28 protein-coding genes are annotated in these 23,072 nt (G+C 60.4%); 18 read left to right on the forward strand and 10 right to left on the reverse strand.

What is annotated here, in order from left to right:
- Positions 1 to 77: 77 nt before the first annotated feature.
- From LK434_RS01050 to LK434_RS01095, 10 genes are all read left to right on the forward strand, one after another.
- Positions 78 to 1,214 carry a nuclear transport factor 2 family protein gene (locus LK434_RS01050; protein WP_006722098.1) on the forward strand — a complete coding sequence of 379 codons (1,137 nt, stop codon included), beginning with the start codon at positions 78 to 80 and terminating at the stop codon, positions 1,212 to 1,214.
- Entirely contained in the window at positions 1,211 to 1,795 is a 585-nt protein-coding gene (gene nrdG / locus LK434_RS01055; RefSeq protein WP_006722096.1) for an anaerobic ribonucleoside-triphosphate reductase activating protein, read from the forward strand. The genes LK434_RS01050 and nrdG overlap by 4 nt, the downstream gene beginning before the upstream one ends.
- Positions 1,796 to 2,053: 258 nt before the next feature.
- On the forward strand, positions 2,054 to 2,863 hold the full coding sequence (locus tag LK434_RS01060) for a PTS mannose/fructose/sorbose/N-acetylgalactosamine transporter subunit IIC (protein ID WP_006722095.1): 810 nt from the start codon (positions 2,054 to 2,056) through the stop codon (positions 2,861 to 2,863).
- A gap of 3 nt (positions 2,864 to 2,866) precedes the next feature.
- The gene (locus LK434_RS01065) at positions 2,867 to 3,718 is read left to right on the forward strand and encodes a PTS system mannose/fructose/sorbose family transporter subunit IID (protein WP_006722093.1); all 852 of its coding nucleotides are present in this window, start codon (positions 2,867 to 2,869) and stop codon (positions 3,716 to 3,718) included.
- Positions 3,719 to 3,731: 13 nt separating this feature from the next.
- Complete coding sequence (locus LK434_RS01070) at positions 3,732 to 4,208, forward strand: PTS system mannose/fructose/N-acetylgalactosamine-transporter subunit IIB (RefSeq protein WP_006722092.1); 477 nt, start codon at positions 3,732 to 3,734, stop codon at positions 4,206 to 4,208.
- A 54-nt stretch (positions 4,209 to 4,262) separates the two neighbouring features.
- Positions 4,263 to 5,366: an SIS domain-containing protein gene (locus LK434_RS01075; protein WP_227917773.1), complete on the forward strand. Its 1,104-nt coding sequence runs from the start codon at positions 4,263 to 4,265 to the stop codon at positions 5,364 to 5,366.
- An 11-nt stretch (positions 5,367 to 5,377) separates the two neighbouring features.
- Positions 5,378 to 5,800, forward strand: coding sequence for a PTS sugar transporter subunit IIA (locus LK434_RS01080; protein ID WP_006722090.1), 423 nt, complete (start codon positions 5,378 to 5,380; stop codon positions 5,798 to 5,800).
- Between the two features lie 119 nt (positions 5,801 to 5,919).
- Positions 5,920 to 6,663, forward strand: coding sequence for a GntR family transcriptional regulator (locus tag LK434_RS01085; protein ID WP_006722089.1), 744 nt, complete (start codon positions 5,920 to 5,922; stop codon positions 6,661 to 6,663).
- Positions 6,664 to 6,807: 144 nt separating this feature from the next.
- On the forward strand, positions 6,808 to 7,365 hold the full coding sequence (folE, locus tag LK434_RS01090; protein WP_040361902.1) for a GTP cyclohydrolase I FolE: 558 nt from the start codon (positions 6,808 to 6,810) through the stop codon (positions 7,363 to 7,365).
- Between the two features lie 107 nt (positions 7,366 to 7,472).
- Positions 7,473 to 8,348, forward strand: a complete 876-nt coding sequence (locus LK434_RS01095) for a biotin--[acetyl-CoA-carboxylase] ligase (RefSeq protein WP_006722087.1) — start codon at positions 7,473 to 7,475, stop codon at positions 8,346 to 8,348.
- A 182-nt stretch (positions 8,349 to 8,530) separates the two neighbouring features.
- On the opposite strand, the gene LK434_RS01100 is transcribed toward LK434_RS01095, so the two are convergent.
- From LK434_RS01100 to LK434_RS01120, 5 genes are read right to left on the reverse strand one after another with little or no spacing between them, the layout of a single operon-like run.
- Positions 8,531 to 9,925 (reverse strand): oxaloacetate decarboxylase subunit alpha, encoded by a 1,395-nt coding sequence (locus LK434_RS01100; protein WP_006722085.1) that lies wholly within the window; start codon positions 9,923 to 9,925, stop codon positions 8,531 to 8,533.
- Positions 9,926 to 9,929: 4 nt separating this feature from the next.
- Positions 9,930 to 10,088 (reverse strand): OadG-related small transporter subunit, encoded by a 159-nt coding sequence (locus LK434_RS01105; protein WP_006722084.1) that lies wholly within the window; start codon positions 10,086 to 10,088, stop codon positions 9,930 to 9,932.
- Positions 10,089 to 10,103: 15 nt separating this feature from the next.
- On the reverse strand, positions 10,104 to 11,222 hold the full coding sequence (locus LK434_RS01110) for a sodium ion-translocating decarboxylase subunit beta (RefSeq protein WP_006722083.1): 1,119 nt from the start codon (positions 11,220 to 11,222) through the stop codon (positions 10,104 to 10,106).
- A 58-nt stretch (positions 11,223 to 11,280) separates the two neighbouring features.
- On the reverse strand, positions 11,281 to 11,703 hold the full coding sequence (locus tag LK434_RS01115; RefSeq protein ID WP_227917774.1) for an acetyl-CoA carboxylase biotin carboxyl carrier protein subunit: 423 nt from the start codon (positions 11,701 to 11,703) through the stop codon (positions 11,281 to 11,283).
- The gene (locus tag LK434_RS01120; RefSeq protein ID WP_006722081.1) at positions 11,693 to 12,085 is read right to left on the reverse strand and encodes a hypothetical protein; all 393 of its coding nucleotides are present in this window, start codon (positions 12,083 to 12,085) and stop codon (positions 11,693 to 11,695) included. The genes LK434_RS01115 and LK434_RS01120 overlap by 11 nt, the downstream gene beginning before the upstream one ends.
- Positions 12,086 to 12,375: 290 nt before the next feature.
- Here LK434_RS01120 and LK434_RS01125 point away from each other — a divergent pair, with 290 nt between their 5' ends.
- On the forward strand, positions 12,376 to 12,993 hold the full coding sequence (locus LK434_RS01125) for an HD domain-containing protein (protein ID WP_227917775.1): 618 nt from the start codon (positions 12,376 to 12,378) through the stop codon (positions 12,991 to 12,993).
- Between the two features lie 69 nt (positions 12,994 to 13,062).
- The gene (gene folB / locus LK434_RS01130; RefSeq protein WP_006722079.1) at positions 13,063 to 13,548 is read left to right on the forward strand and encodes a dihydroneopterin aldolase; all 486 of its coding nucleotides are present in this window, start codon (positions 13,063 to 13,065) and stop codon (positions 13,546 to 13,548) included.
- A 269-nt stretch (positions 13,549 to 13,817) separates the two neighbouring features.
- Here the strand turns inward: folB and LK434_RS01135 are convergent, their stop codons facing one another.
- Entirely contained in the window at positions 13,818 to 14,183 is a 366-nt protein-coding gene (locus tag LK434_RS01135) for a hypothetical protein (protein WP_187371232.1), read from the reverse strand.
- Between LK434_RS01135 and LK434_RS01140 the strand changes: the two genes are divergently transcribed.
- The gene (locus tag LK434_RS01140; RefSeq protein WP_227917776.1) at positions 14,182 to 15,069 is read left to right on the forward strand and encodes a CPBP family intramembrane glutamic endopeptidase; all 888 of its coding nucleotides are present in this window, start codon (positions 14,182 to 14,184) and stop codon (positions 15,067 to 15,069) included. The genes LK434_RS01135 and LK434_RS01140 overlap by 2 nt on opposite strands.
- A gap of 168 nt (positions 15,070 to 15,237) precedes the next feature.
- Here the strand turns inward: LK434_RS01140 and LK434_RS01145 are convergent, their stop codons facing one another.
- The 3 genes from LK434_RS01145 to LK434_RS01155 form a co-directional block, all read right to left on the reverse strand.
- Complete coding sequence (locus LK434_RS01145; protein ID WP_006722076.1) at positions 15,238 to 16,533, reverse strand: type II toxin-antitoxin system HipA family toxin; 1,296 nt, start codon at positions 16,531 to 16,533, stop codon at positions 15,238 to 15,240.
- 3 nt (positions 16,534 to 16,536) lie between these two features.
- Positions 16,537 to 17,007, reverse strand: a complete 471-nt coding sequence (locus LK434_RS01150; RefSeq protein ID WP_040361894.1) for a helix-turn-helix domain-containing protein — start codon at positions 17,005 to 17,007, stop codon at positions 16,537 to 16,539.
- 111 nt (positions 17,008 to 17,118) lie between these two features.
- Entirely contained in the window at positions 17,119 to 18,375 is a 1,257-nt protein-coding gene (locus LK434_RS01155) for a Fic family protein (RefSeq protein ID WP_040361892.1), read from the reverse strand.
- A 680-nt stretch (positions 18,376 to 19,055) separates the two neighbouring features.
- Here LK434_RS01155 and LK434_RS01160 point away from each other — a divergent pair.
- The 3 genes from LK434_RS01160 to LK434_RS01170 all read left to right on the forward strand — a co-directional run bounded on the left by LK434_RS01160 (position 19,056) and on the right by LK434_RS01170 (position 21,168).
- Positions 19,056 to 20,288, forward strand: coding sequence for a radical SAM/SPASM domain-containing protein (locus tag LK434_RS01160; RefSeq protein ID WP_006722071.1), 1,233 nt, complete (start codon positions 19,056 to 19,058; stop codon positions 20,286 to 20,288).
- A 112-nt stretch (positions 20,289 to 20,400) separates the two neighbouring features.
- On the forward strand, positions 20,401 to 20,886 hold the full coding sequence (locus tag LK434_RS01165; RefSeq protein ID WP_006722070.1) for a DUF2975 domain-containing protein: 486 nt from the start codon (positions 20,401 to 20,403) through the stop codon (positions 20,884 to 20,886).
- A 36-nt stretch (positions 20,887 to 20,922) separates the two neighbouring features.
- Positions 20,923 to 21,168: a helix-turn-helix domain-containing protein gene (locus tag LK434_RS01170; protein WP_006722069.1), complete on the forward strand. Its 246-nt coding sequence runs from the start codon at positions 20,923 to 20,925 to the stop codon at positions 21,166 to 21,168.
- A gap of 304 nt (positions 21,169 to 21,472) precedes the next feature.
- On the opposite strand, the gene LK434_RS01175 is transcribed toward LK434_RS01170, so the two are convergent.
- Positions 21,473 to 22,021 (reverse strand): thioredoxin domain-containing protein, encoded by a 549-nt coding sequence (locus tag LK434_RS01175; protein WP_006722068.1) that lies wholly within the window; start codon positions 22,019 to 22,021, stop codon positions 21,473 to 21,475.
- Positions 22,022 to 22,147: 126 nt separating this feature from the next.
- Between LK434_RS01175 and LK434_RS01180 the strand changes: the two genes are divergently transcribed.
- Both LK434_RS01180 and LK434_RS01185 read left to right on the forward strand, forming a co-directional pair.
- Entirely contained in the window at positions 22,148 to 22,702 is a 555-nt protein-coding gene (locus tag LK434_RS01180) for a DUF2599 domain-containing protein (protein WP_006722067.1), read from the forward strand.
- Between the two features lie 87 nt (positions 22,703 to 22,789).
- Positions 22,790 to 23,068: a hypothetical protein gene (locus LK434_RS01185; RefSeq protein ID WP_006722066.1), complete on the forward strand. Its 279-nt coding sequence runs from the start codon at positions 22,790 to 22,792 to the stop codon at positions 23,066 to 23,068.
- Positions 23,069 to 23,072: the final 4 nt, after the last annotated feature.

Consider the following 23,072-nt stretch of genomic DNA (forward strand, 5'->3'; position numbering starts at 1 on the left):
GTATAGTTAATGACGCAAGCCCCGTGTGACCGCTGGTTTCCATGTCACCGGGGCATCGTCTTATTTTGGAGGTGTAGATGACTCTGGATATTGAGAAGAGCGCTGCGCCTTTGATGTGGATGGAACGCTGGCTTTCTGAGCCACGTCTCAGGAGATATCTTGATGTCTGTCAGGGAGATTTCGCTCGTGCGTTGGAACTGTATGAGTGGAATCTCGATCTTGGCGCCGCGCTCATGAAAGACATCGCGTATTTTGAAGTCGCTCTGCGCAATGCGTATGATCGGATGATGCGTGAGCGATATGTTGAGGGTGGGAATTGGTTACTTGACGACCAATCTCCCGTCAATCGGGAGTTGCCGCGTAAAACCCGTTCCGGAAGCGTGCGTGATGCCAACGCCTTAAATCGGAAGGCAATCAAGGACGCATTGACGCCGGGACGTCGAGAGGCAGCTCCGGGAAGCGTTGTCGCACATCTTCCATTTGGATTCTGGGCGCATCTTTCGGATCGCGCACACGAGCGCGTTCTTTGGATACCTTACCTGCAGCGTGTGTGGCCGCGTGGAACCAATCGTGCCGAGCTTGATGCTCGGATTCGTCTAATCAATGAGCGCCGTAATCGCATCGCTCACCATGAGCGTTTGTTTCAGTCGTCAAAGGCCGAGCTAGAACCTGTTGCGGTCGATCGCATCATCGTCGACCTTCTTTACCAGCTTGTTCCCGAGGGCTCGTGGTTGCTTTCCGATGGGGAAACGCGGGTCGAGCGATTCTTACGCGAGCATCCCCTCGACGCCATCATTTCTTCCAATTGTTCCAAAGCGACATCTACCCAAGAAAGAGCGATTCAGGATTATTTCGCCATGTGGGTCACGCGCGACTTTTCGCGTTTTGATGAGCTGTTTTCGCCTTGTTGCCGGTACGAGGAGTGCTATGGCCCTATTTACGAGGGGACTGAGGAACTTCATCGCTGGATAGAGCATATGCTTGCCATCCAGCATGTGATGGCATGGGATATCCACGATATGGTGTTTGCCGCAGACGGGCGGAGTGTCACCGTTGCATGGACATTTGTCGCGACGGAGCGGGAATCCTACACATTCGACGGCTGTTCGGTCATTCATTTTGACGAGCAGGGTCGCATCGATTCCATTCGGGAATTTGAGGCGAAACATGAACGCCGCTTTCCACAGCGGCGGAAAGAGGGGGCCGGGCAGTGAACTACGCTGAGATCAAGCATTTCGATATCGCCAACGGCGAGGGGGTTCGTACGACGCTGTTCGTGTCCGGATGCCGCCGGGGGTGCAAGAACTGCTTCAACGAGGTGGCGTGGAACTTCGCCGCGGGCAAGCCGTTCACGCGCGAGGTCGCCGACGAGATCATCGAGAGCCTGCGGCCCGACTACGTGGACGGGCTCACGCTGCTGGGCGGCGAGCCCATGGAGCCCGAGAACCAAGAGGGCCTGGTCGAGTTCGTGGAGCGCGTTCGCAAGGAGTTTCCGCGCGGCAGTGGCAAGACCATCTGGTGCTTCACGGGCGACACGTGGGATGTCGAGCTCGTGGCGGGTGGGCGACATCACGCGGAGGTCACCGACCGCCTGCTCGCCTGCGTTGACGTGCTTGTCGATGGCCCGTTCGTGCAGAGTCTCCACGACATCACGCTGCGCTTCCGCGGTTCCTCGAATCAGCGCATCATCGACATGCCCGCCACGCTCGCCGCGCTCGCGGCGGGGGAGGCCCCCGCGGACGCTGTGCGTCTGTGGGGTGACGAGCGCGTCTACGCGACCCATGCGATGGACTGACGATTTTGCCGAATATGCCGCCTGAATGCCGCGCCCCTTTGGGTGTCTGGGGCGCAGTTTTCGGCCGTCTTACTGCGGTGCCGCCCGGCGATCGGTCGGAAAACCGCGGTGGGTGTCGGCGTCCACGGCCTTCCCAACCGCTCCCCACGTGATTTCGTACGTTCACCGCTGCTCTCTATCATTACAACGTAATAACAATATTATGAAGATAATCAGGATGCCATGGGGCGCCCTATCCGGTAGAGGAAGGACGAACGCATGATTACGCTTTGGCAAGCTGCGTTGATCGGCCTTGTGGTGGTCGCAACGCACCTAGACTCGCAGTTGCTTGGCGAATGTAAGCTCCGCGAGCCCGTCGTGACCGGTTTCCTGGTCGGTCTGATCCTGGGCGATGTGACCCAGGGCCTCATCATCGGCGCTCAAATGCAGCTCATGTGGATGGGAGCGACTGCCATCGGTCCAACCGCCGGTCTCGATATCGGCACGGGAGGAACAATCGGAGTCGCGGTCGCTTTGACCACCGGGTCCGGAGTCGAAAGCGCCATCATGTTCGGCGTGCCGGTCTCAGTTGTCATGCAATTCGTCAACACTCTTTTGATGGCCCTGTTTTCCGGGGCTATGGCAATGGCTGATAAAGAGGTCGACAAGCTCAACTTCCGCGGTCTTGCCATGATTCACTGGGGATGCACCATCTTGCTGGTCGCCCTTTACTGGATCCTCACCTTCTCCCTCATGTATTTCGGCAGCGGCATCATCGACACGATCGTCAACGGTCTGCCGGAGTGGGTCAGCAACGGCCTCAACGGCGTCGCCGCCCTGCTGCCCGCGCTCGGCTTCGCCCTGCTGATGAAGATCATCATGAACGGCTCCCTGTGGCCCTATTTCATCCTCGGCTTCGTACCCGCTGCCTTTGTCGGCTTCGACATGAACATGGTCGGCATGGCTGCCGTCGCGGTCGCCATTGCGCTCATCATATTCCAGATCAAGAGCGGTCAGGGCCAGGCTGTCCAGCCCGCGGTCGCAACTTCTGTCACCGATATCGCTTCCGACGACGAGTGGGAGGACTAGAACATGTCTGAGATTCTCAATAACGAGGCGACGGCTGCCGATAATGGCCATGTCCTCACCAATGCGGATTTCCGCGGTATCACCCTTCGCAGCTTCACCCTCATGAGCTCCTTCAACTACGAGCGCATGCAGTCGCTGGGCTTCCTATACGGCATCATGAAGCCGCTGCGCAAGATCTACGCCGGCGACGACGAAGGTCTGCGTGAGGCGATGCATCGTCACATGGCCGCCTTCAACATGACCTGCGCCCCCTCGACGTTCGTCATGGGCATCGCGCTCGCCATGGAGGAGATGTACGCCAAGGACAAGACCATGGACACCTCCGGCGTCAACGCTATCAAGGTCTCCCTCATGGGACCGCTGTCCGGTATCGGCGATACGTTCTTCTGGGGCATCTTCCGTATCCTCGCCTGCTCGCTCGGTGTCAGCTTCGCCGCGCAAGGCAACCCCATCGCCCCGTTCATCTTGCTGTTTGTCTTCAACCTGCCCAACGTCCTGGTGCGTTGGTTCGGTATCAAGCTCGGCTACACACAGGGCTCCAGCCTGATCGAGAAGCTCGAGAAGGGCGGTCAGATGCAGCTCGTGACCCACTGTGCCGGCATCATCGGCGCGGTGTCCATCGGCACCATGATCGCCATGTGGGTCTCCATCAACTGTCCGCTCGTTTTCCAGATCGGTGAGATGGAGATCATCATCCAGGACTACCTGAACCAGATTTTTCCCAAGCTCCTGCCGCTCGCCGCGACGCTCGGCGTGTACGGTGCGCTCAAGAAGGGGCTTAACACCTCTGCCATCATCGGCGGCATCGTCGTGATCGGCTTCGTCCTGGGCGTGCTCGGCGCCGTCTCGATGTAGGGATGTGGGTGCAGTGGCTATCGTAGACGCTCGCATCGATGACCGCCTGATCCACGGCCAGGTGTGCAGCTTTTGGATTCCAGAGTATCGCGTCGACCGCATTGTGATCGTCGATGACGATATCGCCAAAGACGAGATGCGCAAGACCGCATTGAGGTTCGGTTGCCCCGGTGAGTGCAAGCTGTCAATCTTCGACACTGAGAAGGCCGCCGACAAGTTCCTCGCGAACATCGACCGCGGAATCCGCGTGATGATCTTGTGCAACCGCCCCCAGCCCATCCTCGCCATGGCGCGCAACGGCTTCAAGGTGGACCATGTCACGGTCGGCAACATGTCGACTAAAGACGATGCCAAGCAGGTGCGCAAGACGGTGTTCGTCTCGCCTGAGGAATGGCGGGCGTTCCATGACCTTGCAGAGGTGGGGATCCCGATCTTCGATCAGATGATCCCCACCGACGCGCGTGAAGAGATCACGAATTTGTTCAAGTGACGTGTGGGCGGGGTCGCGATCGAGCGCCCGCCCCCGACTGATTGGAAGGCAATCATGGCAGAAATCGCCCAGACGGTGCTTGATAACATCAGGTACCAGCCGACCGTGCTCCCCGAGGTGCTCGCCGGCCGCTCGGCGTTCGTCGACCCGTTCGTCGAACTGGTCCAGGAGCATGACATCAAGAAGGTCATCTTCTTCGGGTCCGGTACCTCCTACAACGTCTCCCAGATAGCAGCGTACTATTTCAAGCATATCGTCGGCATGGCCGCCGAGGCCCAGTACCCCACCGTGTTCAAGCATTATGAGAAGCCCGATTGGACCGGCCTGGTGCCCAACAAACAGATCCTCATGGTTGGCATCAGCCAGTCGGGCACGTCGGTCTCCACGTGCGAGGTAATGCAATACGGCCGCGAACTCGGATGTCGAACCCTCGCTATCACGGGCGACCTGGAGAGCGAGATCACCCATCACGTGGACCGCTCCGTCCATCTGCTCGTTGGCGAGGAGCTCACGCCCCCCGAGACCAAGGGCTACACGGTTTCGGTGCTGAGCGTCTATCTGTGGGCGTTGGGCGTGGCTCGCGCCCGCGGCGCCATGACCGCCGACGAGCATGCCGCGGCCATCGCCGAGGCAGAGGATTTCGTGAACGATTTCCAATCAATCATCGATGAGAGCGAGGCTTGGTACGAGCGCAACAAGGCCTCCATCGCGCACAGCGACCGCCTGTATGTGATTGGCTATGGCGTCGATTACGGTTCCATGCTCGAGGGCATGCTCAAGGTGGGCGAGATGTTTCGCGTTCCGACCATCGGCTATGAGCTCGAGGAGTATAGCCATGGGCCGACCATGGCGCTGCGCGACAACCAGACGCTTTTCATGATCGGCTCGGATGAGGCGGAGTTCGAGCGCATGCTCGTATTCCGCGAGGCATATCTGCGCTACACGCCCCGCGTGCATGTGATCACCTGCAAGGACCTCGCCGACGCCGACGACCGCGATCTCGTGTTCACGCACAAGGTGAACAAGTACCTTGCGCCCTTGGCATACACCGTGCCATTCCAGTTTGTCGCCGCGAAGGGTGCTCGAGATATCTTCATCGATACCAACGTGAACCCCTTCAAGGAGCCCTTGGCTCACTACGCCTCCGACGACGAGTAGGAGAGGCAGATATGATCCGCTTGCTGCTTGCCGGCCATGGGCGCTTCGCGACGGGAGTCCTATCCGGAATAGAGATGATTTTCGGACCTCAGGGCGATATCGAGACGGTCGAGTTCGTCGACGGTGAGACGAAGACGGAGCTCGATGCCAAGATGGACACCGCCCTCGAACGACTTGAGGGCGCCCAGGGGGTGTTGCTGCTGTGCGATGTGCTTCAGGGCAGCCCATTCCAATGTGCTGCGGAGCGCGCCTTACGCGACGAGCGGATTCGCGTCGTGTATGGCGCTAACGTGCCCATGGCGCTAGAGGTCGTGGCACGGCTGATGGGCGGTGTCGATGATATCGACGAGCTTGCGAATGCCGTGGTCGAAATCGGACGAGAGCATATCGGAATGTTCGATCGAGCCTCCGCTTCCTGTGATGATGATTGGTAACTTAGGGGGTCGGTAAGCACCGGCATTGCTCGCGTATGGCGGCCCCGTTCAGGCGGGGCCGCTGCTATAGTATTGAAGCGTGCCGATTATTGCGGCGTTCTTCACGAGAATGGATCGGCATGCACTTCGATTATGTGACGATAGACCGGTCGTCTCCCATACCCCTTCACAAGCAACTCGAGGATTCCATCACTCGGGCGATAGGCTCTGGTGCGCTCAAGGTCGGCGACAAGCTGCCGACGGAGGATGATCTGGCGACGGAGTTCGGCCTGTCTCGGCCTGTCGTCCGACAGGCATACGGTTCATTAGTGGGGGCGGGCCTGCTGGTTCGGGAACGTGGTCGTGGCAGCTTCGTAAAGGCGCAAAACTATGGCATGTTTGCCCATAAGATTCTGAGTTTCTCTCAGGAGATGCTCCTGCTTGGTCATTCTCCCGCCACACGAGTTCTCTCGTTTTGCCATGCCCCACTTCCGGAATATGCAGCAGGGGAGCGCTGTCCAGCTGGTGGCGATTGGCTATATTTGGAGCGGTTGCGTTATACGGACGGTACTCCTTCGGTGTATTTGAGAACATGGGTTCCTGCCGACCGCTTTCCGGCAATCGAGGGGTACGACTTTTCTACAAATTCTCTGTACTCAACCATCAAATTGCTTTATGACGTGCGCCCTGCGCACGCCGATCGCTCCGTATGGGCCGTTAATGCGGACGAGCATCAGTCCGACCTTCTTAGCCTACCGTTGGGTACGGCGCTTGAGGTCATGCATAGTTTTGTGGAGGATCAACATAACGAGCTGATGGAAATCAGCATCGAATACTTTCCGGGCAAGTCCTGTCGATTTAACTTCTCTGTTGACGCTGAGTAGAAGCTGGAATTGCGCTTCCGTTGCACGCCCCATGCGGACGACCGGGCCGACTCATCGCGCCGTTGCCATGTGGGGTCGTCGGGTTGCGGCCTTTTGTCGTGGTACGATACCCTGCATATGAAACAACACGGAAAGCTGGTAGAGATGGTCGATCAGGAAAAGGCGCGCGTGGCGGTCAGGATGCTGCTCGAGGCCATCGGCGAGGACCCGGATCGCGAGGGGCTCGTCGAGACTCCCGATCGCGTGGCGCGCATGTATTCCGAGCTTTGCGACGGCATGGATCGAAGAGCCTCCGAGCATCTGTCCAAGACCTTCGCCGTCTCCGGCGACGACCTCGTCATCGAGCGCGACATCACCTTCTACTCGCTGTGCGAGCACCATATGCTGCCGTTCTACGGTAAGGCAGCCATCGGCTACATCCCCAACGGACGCGTGGCGGGCCTTTCCAAGCTCGCGCGCGCGGTCGAGGTGTTCGCCCGTCGTCTGCAGCTGCAGGAGCAGCTTACTGCTCAGGTCGCCGATGCGCTCATGGCCGAGCTCGACTGCAAGGGCGCCATCGTGTATATGGAGGCCGAGCATATGTGCATGACCATGCGCGGTGTCCAAAAATCGGGCACAAAAACCGCCACTCTCGCCCGTAGGGGTGCGTTTGTCGAAAACCCAGAGCTCGAGGCAAGATTTTTCCGTATGCTAGATAGGTAGGGTTGTTTTACCCGCTGAATCTGCTGAGGCGGCGCGTTGACGGGAGTGCCCGCACGCGCCGCCTTATTCGCATATGTGAGGGGCCTCCAGCGGAAGAGGGGATCGAGATGGGGGAGAATTTGCCGCTCATCGAGGTGGTCGATGAGATCGGTTCGACCAATGCCGAAATGAAGAGGCGCGGCCGTGAGGGCGCGCCGCATGGCGCCGCCCTTCGTGCGCGCGTCCAGACTGCCGGCCGCGGTCAGCGCACCCATATGTGGGCGTCTCCCGCCGGAGGCCTGTATCTCTCGGTCCTTCTCAGACCCGATGTGTCCGCCACCGCGTTGCCCGCTTTGCCCGTTGCCTGTGCGATGGGCGCCATGGGCGCATTGCGTGAGGCGGGTTGCCCGGGCGTGCGTCTCAAGTGGCCCAACGACATCGTCGTGGGTGGCCGCAAGCTCGCGGGCGTGCTCACGGAGCTCGCCATGTCCGACGAGGGCGCGTTCGCCGTGTGCGGCATCGGTGTGAACATCGAGACTCCCGAGCTCCCTGCGAGTGACGGCGCCTTGGCTCCGCTGCCGGCGACGGGCCTGCGCGATGCCCTCGCCCCTGGGGCCTCCTGTCCCGATTTGGACGTTCTTGCCGATGCCATTCGAGACGGCATCCTTAAGTTCGTGGAGGGCTGGTCGGCGGCCGACCGTTGGAATCGCAAATACCCGAGCCCGGATAGCTCCGCGCAGCAGACGTCGAGTGCCGAGGTCGATCGTTGGATCAAAGATCCCGTGCGCGGCGGAGCCGAAGGCCCTTTGGCGCCGCTGCTTGCCGCATATAACGCCTCGTTGGCGTTTATCGGCACGCGGGTCCGCGTCATCACCATCGAGGGCGAGGAGTTGGTCTGTGGACTGTTCTTGGGCGTCGATGGGTATGGCTACGCACTCGTTTCGCACGATGGGGGCATCGTGGACACCTACGACGCCGTGGATGTCTGCATCCGTCCGGCGTAGACCCTACTCGCTTCATAGAACGTGGTCCGTGGCCCGCGACGTTGCCGTCGCGGGCCACGGTGCGTTCGGGCCGCGCGGGCAAGCCTCTGTTCGACCGGGTATGGAGGTCGAGCATGAAAAAGCGGGCGCCCGCGAAGGAGATGCGGGCGCCCGCCGTAGGGAGACGCTATGTCTCGCTGTCTTTACGCCACGTCGATGGAGACGCTGACCTCTTGGACGGGGACGTCGTAGAACGGGTCCTCGCGCCGGCCGAGGAAGTCGCGCGCCTGCTCGGGGAACAGGGCGTAGGAGAGCACGTCCTCCTCGGAGCGAGCGTAGGCCGCGATCTCCTCGCGCAGGCGCGGCATCGCGGGCTCGATTAGGTCGGCGGGGCGGCAGGTGATCACCTCGTCGTCGCCGATGATCTGGCGGCGGATCTTCTCCGAGATCGTCACCGGCGGGCGTCCGTACTGTCCGCGCACGTAGTCCTTGATCTCGGCGGGGACCACCTTGTAGCGCTCGCCGGAGATGACGTTCATGAGGGCTTGGGAGCCCACCATCTGGGAGAGCGGGGTCACGAGCGGCGGGTAGCCCAGGTCGGCGCGCACGCGGGGCACCTCAGCCAGCACCTCGGCGTACTTGTCCTCCACGTGCATGTCCTTCAAGTTGGCGAGCAGGTTGGAGAGCATGCCACCGGGGACCTTGTACAGCAGCGCCTTGGGCTCGACGGCCATGACCTTGGGGTTGAGGCCGCCCTCTTCCAAAAAGCGGTTGCGGATGGGCAGGAAATGAGCCGCCACCGCCTCGAGCTTGTCGATGTCCAGGCCGGTCTTGTAGCCGAGCGCCTCCAGGGCGATCGCCATGGACTCGGTGGCGGGCTGGCTCGTGCCCTCGGCGAAGGGGGAGGAGCAGGTGTCGATGATGTCGGCGCCCGCCTCCACGGCCTTGAGGTAGGTCATCTGGGCGATGCCCGCGGTGCCGTGCGTGTGCACCTGTAGGGGCAGGTCGCAGGAGGCCTTGATCTCGCTCACGAGCTCAAAGGCGACGTCGGGGGTGAGCACGCCCGCCATGTCCTTGATGCAGATGGAGTCCGCGCCGGCCCGCGCCATCTCGTTTGCCAGGCTCACAAAGTAGCGCACCGTGTGCACGTCGCTCGTGGTGTAGGAGATGGCGGCCTGCACCTCGCCGCCGGCCTCCTTGGCCGCGCGGATGGAGGTCTGCAGGTTGCGGGTGTCGTTGAGCGCGTCGAAGATGCGGATGACGTCGATGCCGTTCTCCACGGACTTCTTGACGAGGGCCTCGACTACGTCGTCGGCGTAATTGCGGTAGCCGAGCAGGTTCTGGCCGCGCAGCAGCATCTGCAGCTTGGTGTTCTTGACGTGCGCGCGGATGGTGCGCAGGCGCTCCCACGGGTCCTCGTTGAGGTAGCGCAGGCAGCTGTCGAACGTGGCACCGCCCCACACCTCGAGCGCCTCGAAGCCGCAGGCGTCGAGCGTCTCCAAAATGGGCAGCATGTCCTCGATGGGCATGCGCGTGGCGATCTGGCTTTGCTGGCCGTCGCGCAGGACGGTCTCCATAAAGCGAATCTTGCGGTTCATGACCTTATGCCTCCTTCGACGGCGGGAAGAGCCGCGCGAGCGCGAGCGAGATCACGTAGATGACGAACATGACGATGAAGATGCCGCCCCACCCCAGGATGAGGATCTGGATGGCGAGGGACAGGTCGGTGGAAAGCCCGAGCGAGGCGATGAAGTCTGCCATGGTCGACACTCCTTTCTAGAGCAGAAGTCCGAGCACGAGACCGCCGGCGACGACCGAGGCGATCTGCCCCGCGACGTTGGCGGCAGCGGCCTGCATGAGGATGAAGTTGCCGGGATCCTCCTCGGTGGCGAGCTTTTGGACCACGCGCGAGGCCATGGGGAAGGCGGAGATGCCCGCGGCGCCCACCATGGGGTTGATCTTTTCCTTGCGGAAGAGGTTCAGGAGCTTGGCGAACATGACGCCGCCCACGGAGTCCATGATGAAGCCGACGAGGCCGAGACCCATGATGATGAGGGTGTCGAACTGCAGGAACTCGCTGTACTCCATCTTGACGGACACGCAGAGGCCCAGAAGGATCGAGATGAGGTTCACGAGCTCGTTTTGGGCGGAGGCGGACAGCGAGTTGAGCACGCCGCACTCGCGCAGCAGGTTGCCGAACATGAGGAAGCCCACGAGCGGCAGGGACACCGGCGCGATGAGGCCGGCGACTACGCAGATGGTGATGGGGAAGAGGATCTTGGCCGTTTGGGAGACCTGTCCGGGGCGGTAGGTCATGCGGATGGCGCGCTCCTTCTTGGTGGTGCACGCCTTGATGGCGATGGGCTGGATGATGGGGACGAGCGCCATGTAGGAGTACGCCGCCACCATGATCGCGCCCATGTACTTGGACCCGAGCGAGTTGGCCACAAAGATCGAGGTGGGTCCGTCCGCCGCCGCGATGATGCCCGCGGAAGCCGCGTCGGCGATGTCGAAGCCGAACACGCCGGTGGCCACGATGGTCACGAAGAAGATGCCGAACTGCGCGGCGGCGCCGAACAGCAGCAGGAACGGGTTGGCGAGCAGCGGGCCGAAGTCGATCATGGCGCCGATGCCGATGAACAGCAGCAGCGGGAAGAGCTCGGTCTCGATGCCGGCGTCGAACAGGATCTGGAACGGTCCGGGCTCGGTGCCGGTCATGAGGACGCCGGAGGCCGGGATGTTCACCAAGATGGTGCCCAGGCCCATGGGCACGAGCAGCGTGGGCTCGTATTCCTTTTTGATGCCAAGGTACATGAGGACGCAGCCGATGAGGATCATCGCGATGCGCCCGGGCTCGGCGATAAGCGCCTGCACGCCGTCGAGTAGGATTTCCATAGTGCCTCGTTTCTGGACGAAAACGCCGCCTTGCCGGCGGCGCGTTGGTGGTGTGCGCTTACGCGAGGGTGAAGAGCGTGTCGCCCGGGTTCACCATGGCGCCCTTCTCCACGTTGATGGAGGCGATGGTGCCCGCCTGCTCGGCGACGACCTCGTTTTCCATCTTCATGGCCTCGAGCACCATGACGGGCTGGTTCGCGGCGACGACGTCGCCGACCTTCACGTGGATGTCGAGGATGGTGCCGGGCATGGGGGCGGTCTGCGCAAAGGACCCGGCAGCAGCGGGGGCGGCGGGAGCCGGTGCCGGCTCGGGAGCCGGAGCGGGTGCAGCGGCGGGAGCCGGGGCAGCCGGGGCGGGCGCAGGTGCCGGGGCGGCAGGCGCGGGCGCGGCGTCGGCGGGCGTGGGTTGCGGCGCGCCGACCTCCTCCATCTCCACCAGGTACTGGGTCCCGTCGATCGAGATCTTGAATTTACGCAGCATGGCTGCCCTCCTCTTTCATCTTGTAGATGTTCTTGACGGTGAACGAGCTCTGCTCGAGTGCGCCGGCGGCGAGCGCCGTGGCGATGATGGAGACCGTGCGGTGCTCGGGGTTGGCAACGAGCACGCGCTTGATGCGGAACTCGCTGGTGGGATGGTCTCCCGCGGCGATGGCGGAGGCGATGACGCAGGCGTGTGCGTGCTCGCGCGCATCGACGGGCAGGTACGCGGGGAGCAGCTCCCAGCTATCGTCCGCATCGGGACGCGCCGGTGCGGCGGCTGGCTCCGGTGCGGGTTCGGTGCTCGCCGGCGACGGTGCCGCGCCTGCATTCGACTGCGCGCCGCCGCGTCCGGTGTGCCTCTTGATCCAAGAACGTAGTCCCATGGCCCTTCCTTTCCCGTGGGGCGCATGCCGAAAAACCGCGCTTGGGGCATGGCCTCACGACCGCCTATGCTAGCGAGATTTGTAGGAATTGTGGCGCTCGCGGGCGGCTTCTTCGGCGACTGGTAGGAATTGGGCGGGGAGGTGGTGTTTCGTTTTAGCACCTTCCTTAGTTGGCGCGGCTCCGGCGGCCCGTGGTGGAGTGGCGAGGCGATTTGCGCACCGTCCGCATGCCCGTCGGGCGGCGGAGTGGGTACAACAAGACAATGAGTGTCGCTTGTGGGAGGTGGGCCGTGGAGCGCGTCGAGGCCATTCGCAACAATCCGCTGTTCCGCGCGAGCATGGAGCGCATCGAGCGCGCCGAGTCCGAGCGGGAGTTTTGCCGGCACGGCATGTCGCACGTGCTGGACGTTGCCCGCATCGCGTGGATCACCGCGCTCGAGCGCAGGTGCCGCGTGTCGAAGGACGTGGTGTATGCGGCGGCCCTTTTGCACGATGTGGGCCGTGCCGAGCAGTACGCCACGGGTGAGGACCACGATGTCGCCGGCGCGCGCATTGCCGGGGAGATCTTGAAGGGACTTCCCGCCTCCTTGCAGTTCGATGCCGCCGAGCGCTCGGCGATCCTCGCCGCCGTGGCGGGGCATCGCGGGCCGGCTGCGTCCGAGGCGCATGGGCGCGCTCCCGGTGGGGAGCTGGCGGGAGCGGTCCACGGCTCCGGTGAGGCGGACGCCGGGATGACGGGGCGCGCCCCCGAGGGCTCGCTGCCCGATTCGTCTGCCCAAGAGCTGGGCGAGGTGCTAGCGCGCCTCGTCAAGGAGGCGGACAACCGCTCGCGGGCGTGCTACGCCTGTCCTGCGCGGGACGCCTGCTATTGGCCCGACGAGCGCAAGAACCTGTCGCTCGATATATAAGTGCATGCATGCGCACGCGCGCGGGTGCATCTACCCGGCGGGTGCGCGAACGACCGTGAGGAGTGGAACATGGATACCAAGCATCTACCCGAGAACATCGTCGACGACCGCGGGGCGCTCGCCCGTCGCGAGGCGGGCCTTCCCGCCACGCGGACGCAGCTGGCCCGCACCGAGCCGGAGCGCCTGCACGCGCTCGACAAGATCTCGATTGAGGGGCTCGAGGTCTTTGCGAACCACGGCGTGTTTCCCGAGGAGAACGTACTCGGCCAGAAGTTCGTGGTGAGCGTGACCCTCTATATCGATACGCGCCGCGCGGGGGAGACCGATGACCTCGCGGCATCCATCGACTATGGCGAGGCCGCGCACGCGGTGGACGAGTTCATGCGCGCGCACACGTTCAAGCTCATCGAGGCGGCCGCCGAGGGCGTTGCCGCCATGCTGCTCGACCGCTACCCGCTGGCATACGGGGTGCGGGTCAAGCTGGAGAAGCCCTGGGCTCCCGTGGGCCTGCCGCTGCGCACCGTCTCCGTCGAGATCGAGCGCACCCGCGCGTAGCAGGCGCGCCCCGCGGGCGGCATGGGCGTTACGCGCGGATGGCGGGGCTCGGTCGTCGCTGTGATACAGTCGTGCGCAACACTGGCGGCCCGTGAGGAGGACGTTATGGATGCTCGTTGCGATCGGCAAGACGAGGCGGGTGTTGCGCACCCGCCGATGCGTTCGGGCGCTCCCGTTCCGCCTGCGGGGCTCGAGTTCATGTACCATGAGCCCGCCGGGGGAGAGACTTCGCGCCCGGCGTCCGATGGGGCGCCATCGAGTCCTGAGGGCTATGGGGTCCAATCGAGCCCTGAGACCTCATGCATGGCGGCGTCAGGCGGCATGCCAAACCCCATGTCAGATTTCGCATTAAATCCGGTGGTGGGCTCAGCGCCAGACCTCGTGTCGAGCCCCGCGCTAAACCCTGCGCCAAGCACCATGCCGAGTCCGGCGTCGAGTCCTGCGTCCGGCCCTGCATCCGCACCCACGTCCGACCCCACATCGAGTCCCGCGCTCTGTCCCACGTCCGGCACCACATCGAGCCCCGCGCTCGGCCCCACGTCCGATCTCGCGTCAAGCTCTGCTCCAAGCCCCGCGCCAAATCCCGCCTCGTCCGCCTCGCCAGCGATGCACGCCGCCAAGTGGGTCCTTGCCATGGCCGGCGTTGCCGTGCTGTACCTCGCGCTCCAAATCGCGGTCGCCATGATGGGCGGCACGGTGCTCGCCTTCGTCGAGGTTGCGCTGCACGGCGATGAGGGCGCGTATGGGGAGGCGCTCGCCAAAAGCGCGATATACGGCAACGGCATCCAGGTGGTGCTCGTCGCCTTCCAGCTCATCGCCGTCGCGGTCTTTTTGCCATGGTGGCGACGCATGCGTCCGAGGTCGTTTGCGCAGCGCCGCGAGGACTTGGCGCCCAAGGGGGCGTCGCGTGTCAAGACGGTCGCGGCGCTTTTGCTCGTCGGCATCGCCGCGCAGTTTTTCGTGAGTGGGCTGCTGGGCCTGGTGGAGATGTTCGCCCCCGAGGCCATCGCGGAGTATTCCGAGATGATGGCAGATTCGAGTACGGGTATCTTCGTGCTAGTGACCTCGGTGTCGACCGCGATCCTCGCACCCATCAACGAGGAGATCGTCTGCCGCGGCATCATGCTGGAGTACGCCATGCGTGCGGTGAGCCCTTGGTGGTCGGCACGCGAGCGCGCACGCCGTCATGCCGTTTCCGCACGGGCGTTCTGGGTCGCCAACATCCTGCAGGCGCTTGCGTTCGGCGTGCTGCACATGAACCTCATCCAGGGGAGCTACGCGTTCGCCCTCGGCATCGTGGAGGGCTGGGTCTTTTGGCGCACAGGCAAGCTGCGCTACTCGATCCTGCTGCATTTCGCCCTAAACGCCTCGTCGTATCTGGTGGCACCGCTTGCCCCGTATATCAACATGCTGCCCGCGCCGGTGATGTTCGCCCTGTTTGGGGCGATGCTCGCGGCGGGCATCTGGCTGTTTGACAACACCTGGGCACCTCAGGCACCTCAATTTAGGGACAGTCCCTAAATTGAGGTTTAGGTTGCGGACGAACTGTGCCCCGAGAGTTAACTCTCGGGGCGCTTTTTTGCCGTATCTCCGGTAAAGCTGCCGCGAAAGTTAACTCTCGAGGAAGACCTATCAATCCCTGGGAAGCCCCCGTCGGCTGTCGGGGAAGCCCCGGGGTCACCGTGTACGTCATAGGAGGGCGAGCGTCTTGGCGCAGTTCTCGCTCACGGGGCCGAGCATGCGTTCGCGCAGCTCGGCAGCGCCCGGAATGTTGTCCGTTTCGGCATCGTCAAACACCTCTGCCATGCTTATGGGTATCTCTTGCGCAAGGTCGGCCATGACTGCCGTGCAGGAATCTTCCGTGAACCCGGCTTTTTCGAGTGCCACGGCGAGTACGGGGTCGTTTCCGCCCGCATATCGATGGATCGCCCCTGCCCCCACGCGACCGAAACGATTCTCCCCTCCTATCGCCATGGCGAGGCGCCCCTTGCGGCGGAGGTTTTCGTAGGCAAGCCCGGATGCGACGTCGTACATGGGGGCGAGCACGGCGTTTCGACCGCTGCCGAGTATGAGCGAGTAGTTTTTTGCGTGCGCGTCAGGGGCACCAATGAGGCAGTTGTAGAACAGCATTTGCGTAAAGAGCAGCAGGTTGAGATGGGCGTTTCTTGTCGAGCAAAGCAGTCTGAGCGCATCGTGGGTGGTGGGGCCGCCTTCGGCCGTGTACTTCCGATTTGGCATGACGCCGAGCGCTTGGCAAAAATCTTCTTGATGCAGTCGCGCGATTTGCCCCGACGCATCGAGGACACGGTCATAGCGCGACACGATGAGGGCGGGCTCGTCTTCAAAGAAGCGATATTCAACACCGGCCGCGTTGATTCCCGAGCGAGCTGCCGTCTTCATACACACGTACTCATTAAGCGCCTGGAGTTTGAATCCCACGGCCCCATTTTTGAAAATGTGCGTTGTCGCGGCGGCGCCAATACATTCGCACCATGACTCATCGTGCAGGCCAAGCGCGAATTTGCCCTGGTTTCCACCGAGTGACCAGCTTTCCTCGCTGCCCATCCAAGAGGCGGTTTCGTCTTGGCGGATGGAGGAGAGCCGTTGGGCAATTTCATGCTCGCTCAGCGGGCTGTACCTCCCGGTCCGGTTGAGTACCGTTTCGAGGTCGGTCTCCTTGCAAAACTGAACGCCGCCTGGGCAGTCGCGTCCGATATGGGTGAGCAATTCTATCGGATTGTTGGGGCGGACTTCGAATTCGAGAGCGATTGCGCGCCGCTGCGTCTCGCTGTCGGGGAGCAGTCCGAACAGATACGGCAAAAGGACATCTTGCGAGTAGATGCGATTCGAGACGGGCATGGAGAGCGAGAGGGGAGCACCTCGATAGCTCTCGTCGTAACGAAAGCTCATGAGCCCCGCTTCGTTCTGCAAAAGTCTCCCCGCGACCGTGCCGCTCACGATTGTCTTGAGTGAAGTTGTCGCCATGGTCTACCTCGCAATCCCGATGAAGGGAGGCGTGTCTGCTGTAGCCAGCTTTATGCCTTGGTCGCGCGCGATTTCCGCAAGGAGATTCTGGTAGGCGATGGAGGGGTCGGGCGTGTGCCCGCTGCTTGAGCTTTGCGCCGGCGTACGTCTGTTCCGTTTGCCAGGCGTCGTTTGCGCAACGCCGTTGGCCGCTGTTTTTGGATGAGGGGTCGATGCGGCCTGGGAGCCGTTGTCGGCTTGCGCTTGCCCGATACTCTCGCCCTGCGCGGCGAGCCCGATGCCGAGCGCGCTGAAGACGGCCAGGAGTTTGTCGAGGCGGATTCCGGTGGCATCGCCAAGTTCGAGTGAGGCGAGCAGGCGCTCAGAAACGCCGGCAGCCTCTGCGAGCTGGGCGCGCGTGAGACCCTGGTGCTCGCGCGAACGGCGCACGTAGATGCCGGCTTGGCGCGGCGTGACGATTGGCAGCGTATCCATGGGAGCCTCCTCATGCAAAAGAATGCAGTTTAGTCTATCTGCAAAAGTCTGCATACGCAAGCAGGATGCACCCACCTCAAATTAGTGCCTGTCCCTTTTTTGAGGGGGCTTCTACTTGGAGCGTTTGGGTTTTTGCGGGACCGCCCGGGCGGGTCGTGCGTTGGCGGTGTCGTGGACGTGCGTCACCGCCGCACGTTCGAAAAGCGTGAAAGCGTCGAGCACCTCATCCGCGGAGAAGATGTTGCTTTTTTTGTTGCGGGCATTTTGCACGAGAACGCCGTTATCAACGAGCGTCTGTATAGCGTTGCGTGCCGCCTCGCGGCTGCGGCCCGTCAGCCGTGCGGCGGACTGTATGCTCACCACGGGTGTTCCCGGAAGCACGTCCAACAAGCGCTCGGCAGCCGATCCCCTGCGCGGTCGCACGCGCTCCACCCAGGATGCGCGCAGGCATTCGATGCGCTCCTCAAAAGATCGCGCAAGCCCGCAGGCATCCACGACGGCGCTGCAGAAGTACCGTATGAATGCCTCCTGCGCTGAGCGCAGCTCGTCATCTTCGGTGCAGTGCAACTTTTCAAGAGCGTCGATATACGCCCCGCGATTTGAGGCGATGGACATCGATATGGGCGGCAGGGTTCGCTCCATGAGACCACCCGACCGCAGGACGAGCAGCGTGAGGGCTCTTCCGGTGCGTCCGTTCCCGTCGGCAAACGGGTGGATTGACTCAAATTGCGCATGCGCAAGGGCTGCCTTCGCCACGGAGGGCAGTCCACTGGTATTGCAGAAGCGCAGAAGGTCGTCGATGAGCCGAGGCACCTCCTCCGGCATGGGGGGAATATAGGAGGCTCCTACGGGGTCGAGCGCCGATCCACCAATCCAGTTCTGCTCCGTGCGCACGATGCCTCCATGGTCCTTAAGGGGGCCGTCTGCCAGGAGCTCCGCGTTGATTCGCTTGAGGAGCGTCAGGTCGATGGAGTCGCCATGATGTGCGGAAAAGACGTGCTCGTGCATGATTTGGATATTCGCGAGAATCGCCGCTTCGGTTGAGTCCGGGCGCGGGGTGACGCCAATTTCCACGAGCGCCTCGTGCTCCAGGAGGCGTTTGGCGCTCATGGAGAGGCCTTCGATACGCGATGACGCAACAGCCTCGGAGCGCGTAAGGAGCCGTGCCAGGGGTTCGGTGTTGGTGAGGGTGACGCCTTGCGAATCGAGGCGGATGATCGCCTCGGAGGCCCGTGAGACGGCCAGCATGGTTTGCTCGGAAAAGGAGAATTCTCGATTGGAGAGCGTATCCGGAATGTAGGGCGAGTAGGGGCCGCTCGGTCGGCCAAATTGAGTTGAATCCCAGAATTTCTTTACGTAAACACCCATACAGACACCTTGTAACATTGTGTGTTGATCACCGATTCGCAAGGTTATTATATAACCTTGCGATGTGGGAGAGAATTCGCAAGGTTACGTCAAAAGCTTGCGAATCGCGTACTTCATGGTAAGGTTATCCAACCTCAGAAAGGGGACAGGCGCTAATCTGAGGTTGGGGGCAGCGGGAGGAATCGCTGACGGCGCTGATCCGAGGCGCCACCCCTGCCGACACCGATTCGGGGCATCTTTTTCAGCTCCCCCTGGGAACGCGTGGCCGAGACACGGGCGAACCGTGCCCCGAGCCCCGAGAGTTAACTCTCGGGGCACGGTTTTGCCGTTTTCCAAGTAAAACTGCGGCGAAAGTCAACTCTCGGGGAAAGTTTTTTCGCACGCGAGGAAGGCCTGTCGGTGCTGCCCCAGAAAATCGAGGGCATCGCCGCTCGGTGCCGCTTTGCGGCACGCCCACCTCAAATTAGTGACTGTCCCTTTTTTGAGGGGGCGTCTAGGAGCCGGACGCGCTGCGGCGAGTCGAGCGTGGTCGCCGCTGCGTGGGAGCGGGAATCGTCGGGCAGCTTTTGGAACGGGGTCCCGGCTGTTACGATGCTGTTGCCACTTACCGATGAATTATTGAATATATAACACAACACCCTATATTAATAACGAAGTGCGGATCGCTTGAATGGAGGATCATGAGGCTTGGTTCCCACATCGTTCGCTTTGACTTGCGGGGCATTCCCGTGGTGGGCAACACCATCACTGGCACCCTGGTGGGATTGACGCCCGAAGGTGCCACCCTGTGCGATGCGATGCTGGAGCGCGACGTTGCCGGGAAGAACATTCCCGTTGAGTGCGAAGAGCTCGTGAGCTATCTGGCTACCCATGGTTTTGAAGAGGGTGCAGGGGCGAGCGAGACCTCTTGCCTTTCATCGGCTTACCTGCACGTGTCAAACACTTGCAACCTTTCGTGCGTGGGGTGCTATTCCGCCGACTGCAATCGCAATCGTGCGGCGGATCCGAGTCTTGAAAATCTATGCCACGCAATCGCCGCCTTGGCGCAGTTGGGCGTCACGCGCATGGTTGTCTCGGGCGGCGAGCCGTTCTTGCGCCGCGATCTGCCCGATATTGTGCGGAATGCGCGCGAGCAGGGCATGGAAAGCATCGCCGTCTTGACCAATGGCACGCGCTGTAGCGATAAAGTGCTTGCGCGCTTGGCGGGCAACGTTGACGTGATATCCGTTTCCTTTGATGGGACAAGCCCGGAAAGCGCAGCGTTTATTAGGAGAGAGCAACTGTTCGACACACTTGTCGACGCCGTTAAACGTATACAGACGGCGGGGATTCACGCGCATATGCTGCCCACGTTGCACGCCCGCAACGTTCAAGACGTCCCCACTTACATAGAGCTGTCAAAGTGGCTGGGCTGCACGGTGGGCTTTAGCCTGCTGAGCGGCGCGCGCACGAATTTGGGCGACCTTATGCCCAATGAGCCATGCCTTATGGAGCTCGCGGATACCATGGTTGTCGTTGCACGCAAGGGCGAGGCGGCCTCGATTGACGATGCGTTCAACCCCATGCGAGCCTTGTCCGTCCGCGCATGCTGCGGCGCCGGCAAAACCTCGGTGAGCGTCGCTTCGGACGGCACCGTATATCCGTGCCATATGCTCCATAAACCGGAGTTCGCGTTGGGGAATGCGTTCACCGACGGCGCATCGGCGATTGCGGACAATCTATCTCAGTCCACCATGCCCTCGGTGGATGAAATCGAGGGCTGCTCATCGTGCGAAAACCGATACCTATGTGGAGGTGGATGCAGGGCTCGGGCATACGATGAGCACGGCTGCATGGCGAGGCGCGATCCGTATTGCGCGTACTACAGCCATGCGATCGATCAAACGGTCGATGCGTTTGTAAGACGCGTTTGAGAGAAGGAGGGATATTATGTTGTTTGCTATTGAGGAGCAGGGTGTCGCTTTGAGCTACTGTAGTGATATCTTCGGCATCCATGTGGGTGTTTAGAGAGTCGGAGAACGCACAATGAACCAGTTTCCTGAGGGCAAGATGCCGCTCTTACTTAGACTGATCTGTTCTATTTTGATTGCGATTTCATTCTTTTTTGTCCTCAGTTTGGTGACGGGCATTGTCGCCTTGTCGGATGCGCAGATGGGTAGCGACATTTTCATTTTTATTCTCAACCATCTCATCACTGCCTCGATTACGGTTGTTCCGCTTTTGGTCTTTGTGAGACTGGTGCACGCCGTAACCGTTTCCAAGGAGTTCTTCTCCAAAAAGCAGAGCCAAAGAATGCTGACGATTGCGATCTGCTTTGCCATACGCGTTGTGCTCGATTTGCTCGCGCCTTCTATTGAGGTCCCCGCTCTGCCTAACGGGGCAGTCGGCCCTATGTCGGTTGGCCCCAGCCTGAATTTCACGACGCTTGCCATATCACTTATGTTCTTCGCGTTAGCTGGTGTTTTTGAGTATGGTAGAAAACTCCAGGAGGATTCCGATAACATCCTGTGACAACTGCTGAAAAACGTTCAAAGGGAGGACAGCCGAATGCCTATCGTTATGCGACTCGACCGTGTTATGGCAGATCGGAAAATGTCCTCCCTTGAACTTGCCGAGAAGGTCGGCATTTCTCCCGTCAACATTTCTCGCATCAAGACCGGCCGCCTCAAAGGCATCCGTTTTTCTACGCTTGAAGCAATGTGCGAGGCGTTGCATTGCAAGCCCGGCGACATTATCGACTGGATGGATGACGAGGAGTATATTGCGGCGTTCGGGGCGTTGCCTGAGGAGTAATTAGATTTGATGGCTACTCTTTGGCCGCATCGCTCAAGTATTATGTCCCAATGCTACCCAAACGAGCTGCGGTAGAGTGGACGGCGACATCCTCGTTAATTAATGTGGGTTCGCTCTTTAGCATTTCTGCGCGCCGCAGTTGTGTGCGCGGAGATTGGCGCGGTTGCACGAACGCATTGCAGCCAAGATATCAGTGGAGTGAGTTCGATATCTCGATACATGGTCCATCTTAGTTGTGGTTGGCTTCGCCGCGTGAGGACTCTGTAGCACGAGCTTGCATAAGTTTACTAAGCTCATTAATTGCTCAAACTGCATCAGAACGCGTACTTGCTACTGCCTCTTTTATCTCCATTTCTATGTCTTTTGAAGTTGGATCGATGGGGAGCTTGCTGCCGTTACCCTCCCTATCGATGTACAAAACTGCCGGCACAGTATCTATGTCATATCTGTTACGAAAGTCTGATAGTTTTTGGTTCGTCTCGCTGGCTGTGCTGTCGACATAGAATGCATCGATCCCCTCTTCTTCGAAGCATGCTTTAAGGGGGACAATCATTGATCTGCACCATTGGCATGTATTTCGACCGATGAAGGTATAGGTTTCTTCATGACTTTCTGCATAGTTTTCAAGTTCATTTTCTTGAACAACGCTAAATGAATTCACAGCGTGTTCATAGCCGATCAGTTCCATTTTGAGCGTCTGCTCATTTTGCCGCTTGCTTTCCTGTTTTTCCATCGAATGCTCGTTGCTGGGCATCGGGGGCTCTTCCGTCTCGCATCCGTGTACCGCAGTGGCAAGTACGATGCCTGCCACAAGTACGATGATGAAGCGGATTGTGACGATGCTGGATTTCATGTGACAAGTACCTTCCATGCCAAAATTCTGACCTTTCATCAGAATACTAAGTAATTATAAAGCAATATAAAACATAAATTGATAGAGTAATCTCATAGAGTTTCTTGCGAGTTCGAAGGAGGAACTATGAAAAAGAGCAAGAATTGCGCATTGGTAATCGTCTCCCTATTAGCATGCTGTTTCGGGGTTCCTTCAGTTGCTGCGGCGGCTGAATCGGACAATTTGTACGCGCCGTACAACAGCTTCGAAGAGGTGTATAACGCCTATTTTGAAGCAGTGGAAAAGGGTGATACCGAGCTTCAGGAAGAACTTTTGAAGATTGCAGACGAATCCCTTGAGACGGAAATGAACGAGGAGCCGCAGATTGCGCCATTTGTAAATCCCGACGAACAGTATTGGATCAGTTTATTCCCCAGCTTTTTCAATTACGGCCACTTTGCTGTCAACGGATTGGGCAAAGACAACTTGGCCCTTGGTCCAAAAAAGAATCCATGGCCCATGGGAGATACTGCAAACGCCTGGAATTCGACATACACGAAATTCCGCAAAGATTCTCGTTGGAAGAATACCGATAGCATGAAGGAGCAATTCTATTGTCACGCAAGGCTGTCGATATTTGCTGGAAAGGAATGGAATCTTGAGCCAGACAAGCCGTCGATTAACCCACTAACTTGCAATTAATTCATGTGGAGGAGATGCGTTTCATAACGTCCCCATCTATGGAGTTTGACTGATCTAGCATGACATTCGGCATGATTGGAGGGTTTGATGTTTACGTACGGATCTCTCGGTTTTGGCATTCTTGCTGTGGTGGTTCCGCTCGTGTTGCATCGAGTCAAGCGCGTGGAAATCCCCATCTTCTTGAGCATGGCGTTTGGCATGGTGTCGCTTACTTGCGTGAGCACCGTGATGGGGTTGAGTGCCCAAGCTGGGGATGGGAGCATGTTCTACGACACCGCGCCGACGTTCATGTACTGTTCAATCACGCTTCTTGTGCTGGTGCTCGCCGTTAACGGCTGGCTGTTATGGAAGGCGTCGCGCGCATAGCGCG

The organism is Collinsella stercoris DSM 13279 (assembly GCF_020735465.1).
Taxonomy (GTDB): Bacteria; Actinomycetota; Coriobacteriia; order Coriobacteriales; family Coriobacteriaceae; genus Collinsella; species Collinsella stercoris.

Bases quoted from the DNA above. Each gene is read 5' to 3' on its own strand.
- LK434_RS01050 (WP_006722098.1), top strand. From the start codon at position 78: ATGACTCTGGATATTGAGAAGAGCGCTGCGCCTTTGATGTGGATGGAA.
- LK434_RS01060 (WP_006722095.1), top strand. From the start codon at position 2,054: ATGATTACGCTTTGGCAAGCTGCGTTGATCGGCCTTGTGGTGGTCGCA.
- LK434_RS01065 (WP_006722093.1), top strand. From the start codon at position 2,867: ATGTCTGAGATTCTCAATAACGAGGCGACGGCTGCCGATAATGGCCAT.
- LK434_RS01075 (WP_227917773.1), top strand. From the start codon at position 4,263: ATGGCAGAAATCGCCCAGACGGTGCTTGATAACATCAGGTACCAGCCG.
- LK434_RS01080 (WP_006722090.1), top strand. From the start codon at position 5,378: ATGATCCGCTTGCTGCTTGCCGGCCATGGGCGCTTCGCGACGGGAGTC.
- LK434_RS01085 (WP_006722089.1), top strand. From the start codon at position 5,920: ATGCACTTCGATTATGTGACGATAGACCGGTCGTCTCCCATACCCCTT.
- folE (WP_040361902.1), top strand. From the start codon at position 6,808: ATGGTCGATCAGGAAAAGGCGCGCGTGGCGGTCAGGATGCTGCTCGAG.
- LK434_RS01095 (WP_006722087.1), top strand. From the start codon at position 7,473: ATGGGGGAGAATTTGCCGCTCATCGAGGTGGTCGATGAGATCGGTTCG.
- LK434_RS01100 (WP_006722085.1), bottom strand. From the start codon at position 9,925: ATGAACCGCAAGATTCGCTTTATGGAGACCGTCCTGCGCGACGGCCAG.
- LK434_RS01105 (WP_006722084.1), bottom strand. From the start codon at position 10,088: ATGGCAGACTTCATCGCCTCGCTCGGGCTTTCCACCGACCTGTCCCTC.
- LK434_RS01110 (WP_006722083.1), bottom strand. From the start codon at position 11,222: ATGGAAATCCTACTCGACGGCGTGCAGGCGCTTATCGCCGAGCCCGGG.
- LK434_RS01115 (WP_227917774.1), bottom strand. From the start codon at position 11,703: ATGCTGCGTAAATTCAAGATCTCGATCGACGGGACCCAGTACCTGGTG.
- LK434_RS01120 (WP_006722081.1), bottom strand. From the start codon at position 12,085: ATGGGACTACGTTCTTGGATCAAGAGGCACACCGGACGCGGCGGCGCG.
- folB (WP_006722079.1), top strand. From the start codon at position 13,063: ATGGATACCAAGCATCTACCCGAGAACATCGTCGACGACCGCGGGGCG.
- LK434_RS01140 (WP_227917776.1), top strand. From the start codon at position 14,182: ATGGCCGGCGTTGCCGTGCTGTACCTCGCGCTCCAAATCGCGGTCGCC.
- LK434_RS01135 (WP_187371232.1), bottom strand. From the start codon at position 14,183: ATGGCAAGGACCCACTTGGCGGCGTGCATCGCTGGCGAGGCGGACGAG.
- LK434_RS01145 (WP_006722076.1), bottom strand. From the start codon at position 16,533: ATGGCGACAACTTCACTCAAGACAATCGTGAGCGGCACGGTCGCGGGG.
- LK434_RS01150 (WP_040361894.1), bottom strand. From the start codon at position 17,007: ATGGATACGCTGCCAATCGTCACGCCGCGCCAAGCCGGCATCTACGTG.
- LK434_RS01155 (WP_040361892.1), bottom strand. From the start codon at position 18,375: ATGGGTGTTTACGTAAAGAAATTCTGGGATTCAACTCAATTTGGCCGA.
- LK434_RS01160 (WP_006722071.1), top strand. From the start codon at position 19,056: ATGAGGCTTGGTTCCCACATCGTTCGCTTTGACTTGCGGGGCATTCCC.
- LK434_RS01165 (WP_006722070.1), top strand. From the start codon at position 20,401: ATGAACCAGTTTCCTGAGGGCAAGATGCCGCTCTTACTTAGACTGATC.
- LK434_RS01170 (WP_006722069.1), top strand. From the start codon at position 20,923: ATGCCTATCGTTATGCGACTCGACCGTGTTATGGCAGATCGGAAAATG.
- LK434_RS01175 (WP_006722068.1), bottom strand. From the start codon at position 22,021: ATGAAATCCAGCATCGTCACAATCCGCTTCATCATCGTACTTGTGGCA.
- LK434_RS01180 (WP_006722067.1), top strand. From the start codon at position 22,148: ATGAAAAAGAGCAAGAATTGCGCATTGGTAATCGTCTCCCTATTAGCA.
- LK434_RS01185 (WP_006722066.1), top strand. From the start codon at position 22,790: ATGTTTACGTACGGATCTCTCGGTTTTGGCATTCTTGCTGTGGTGGTT.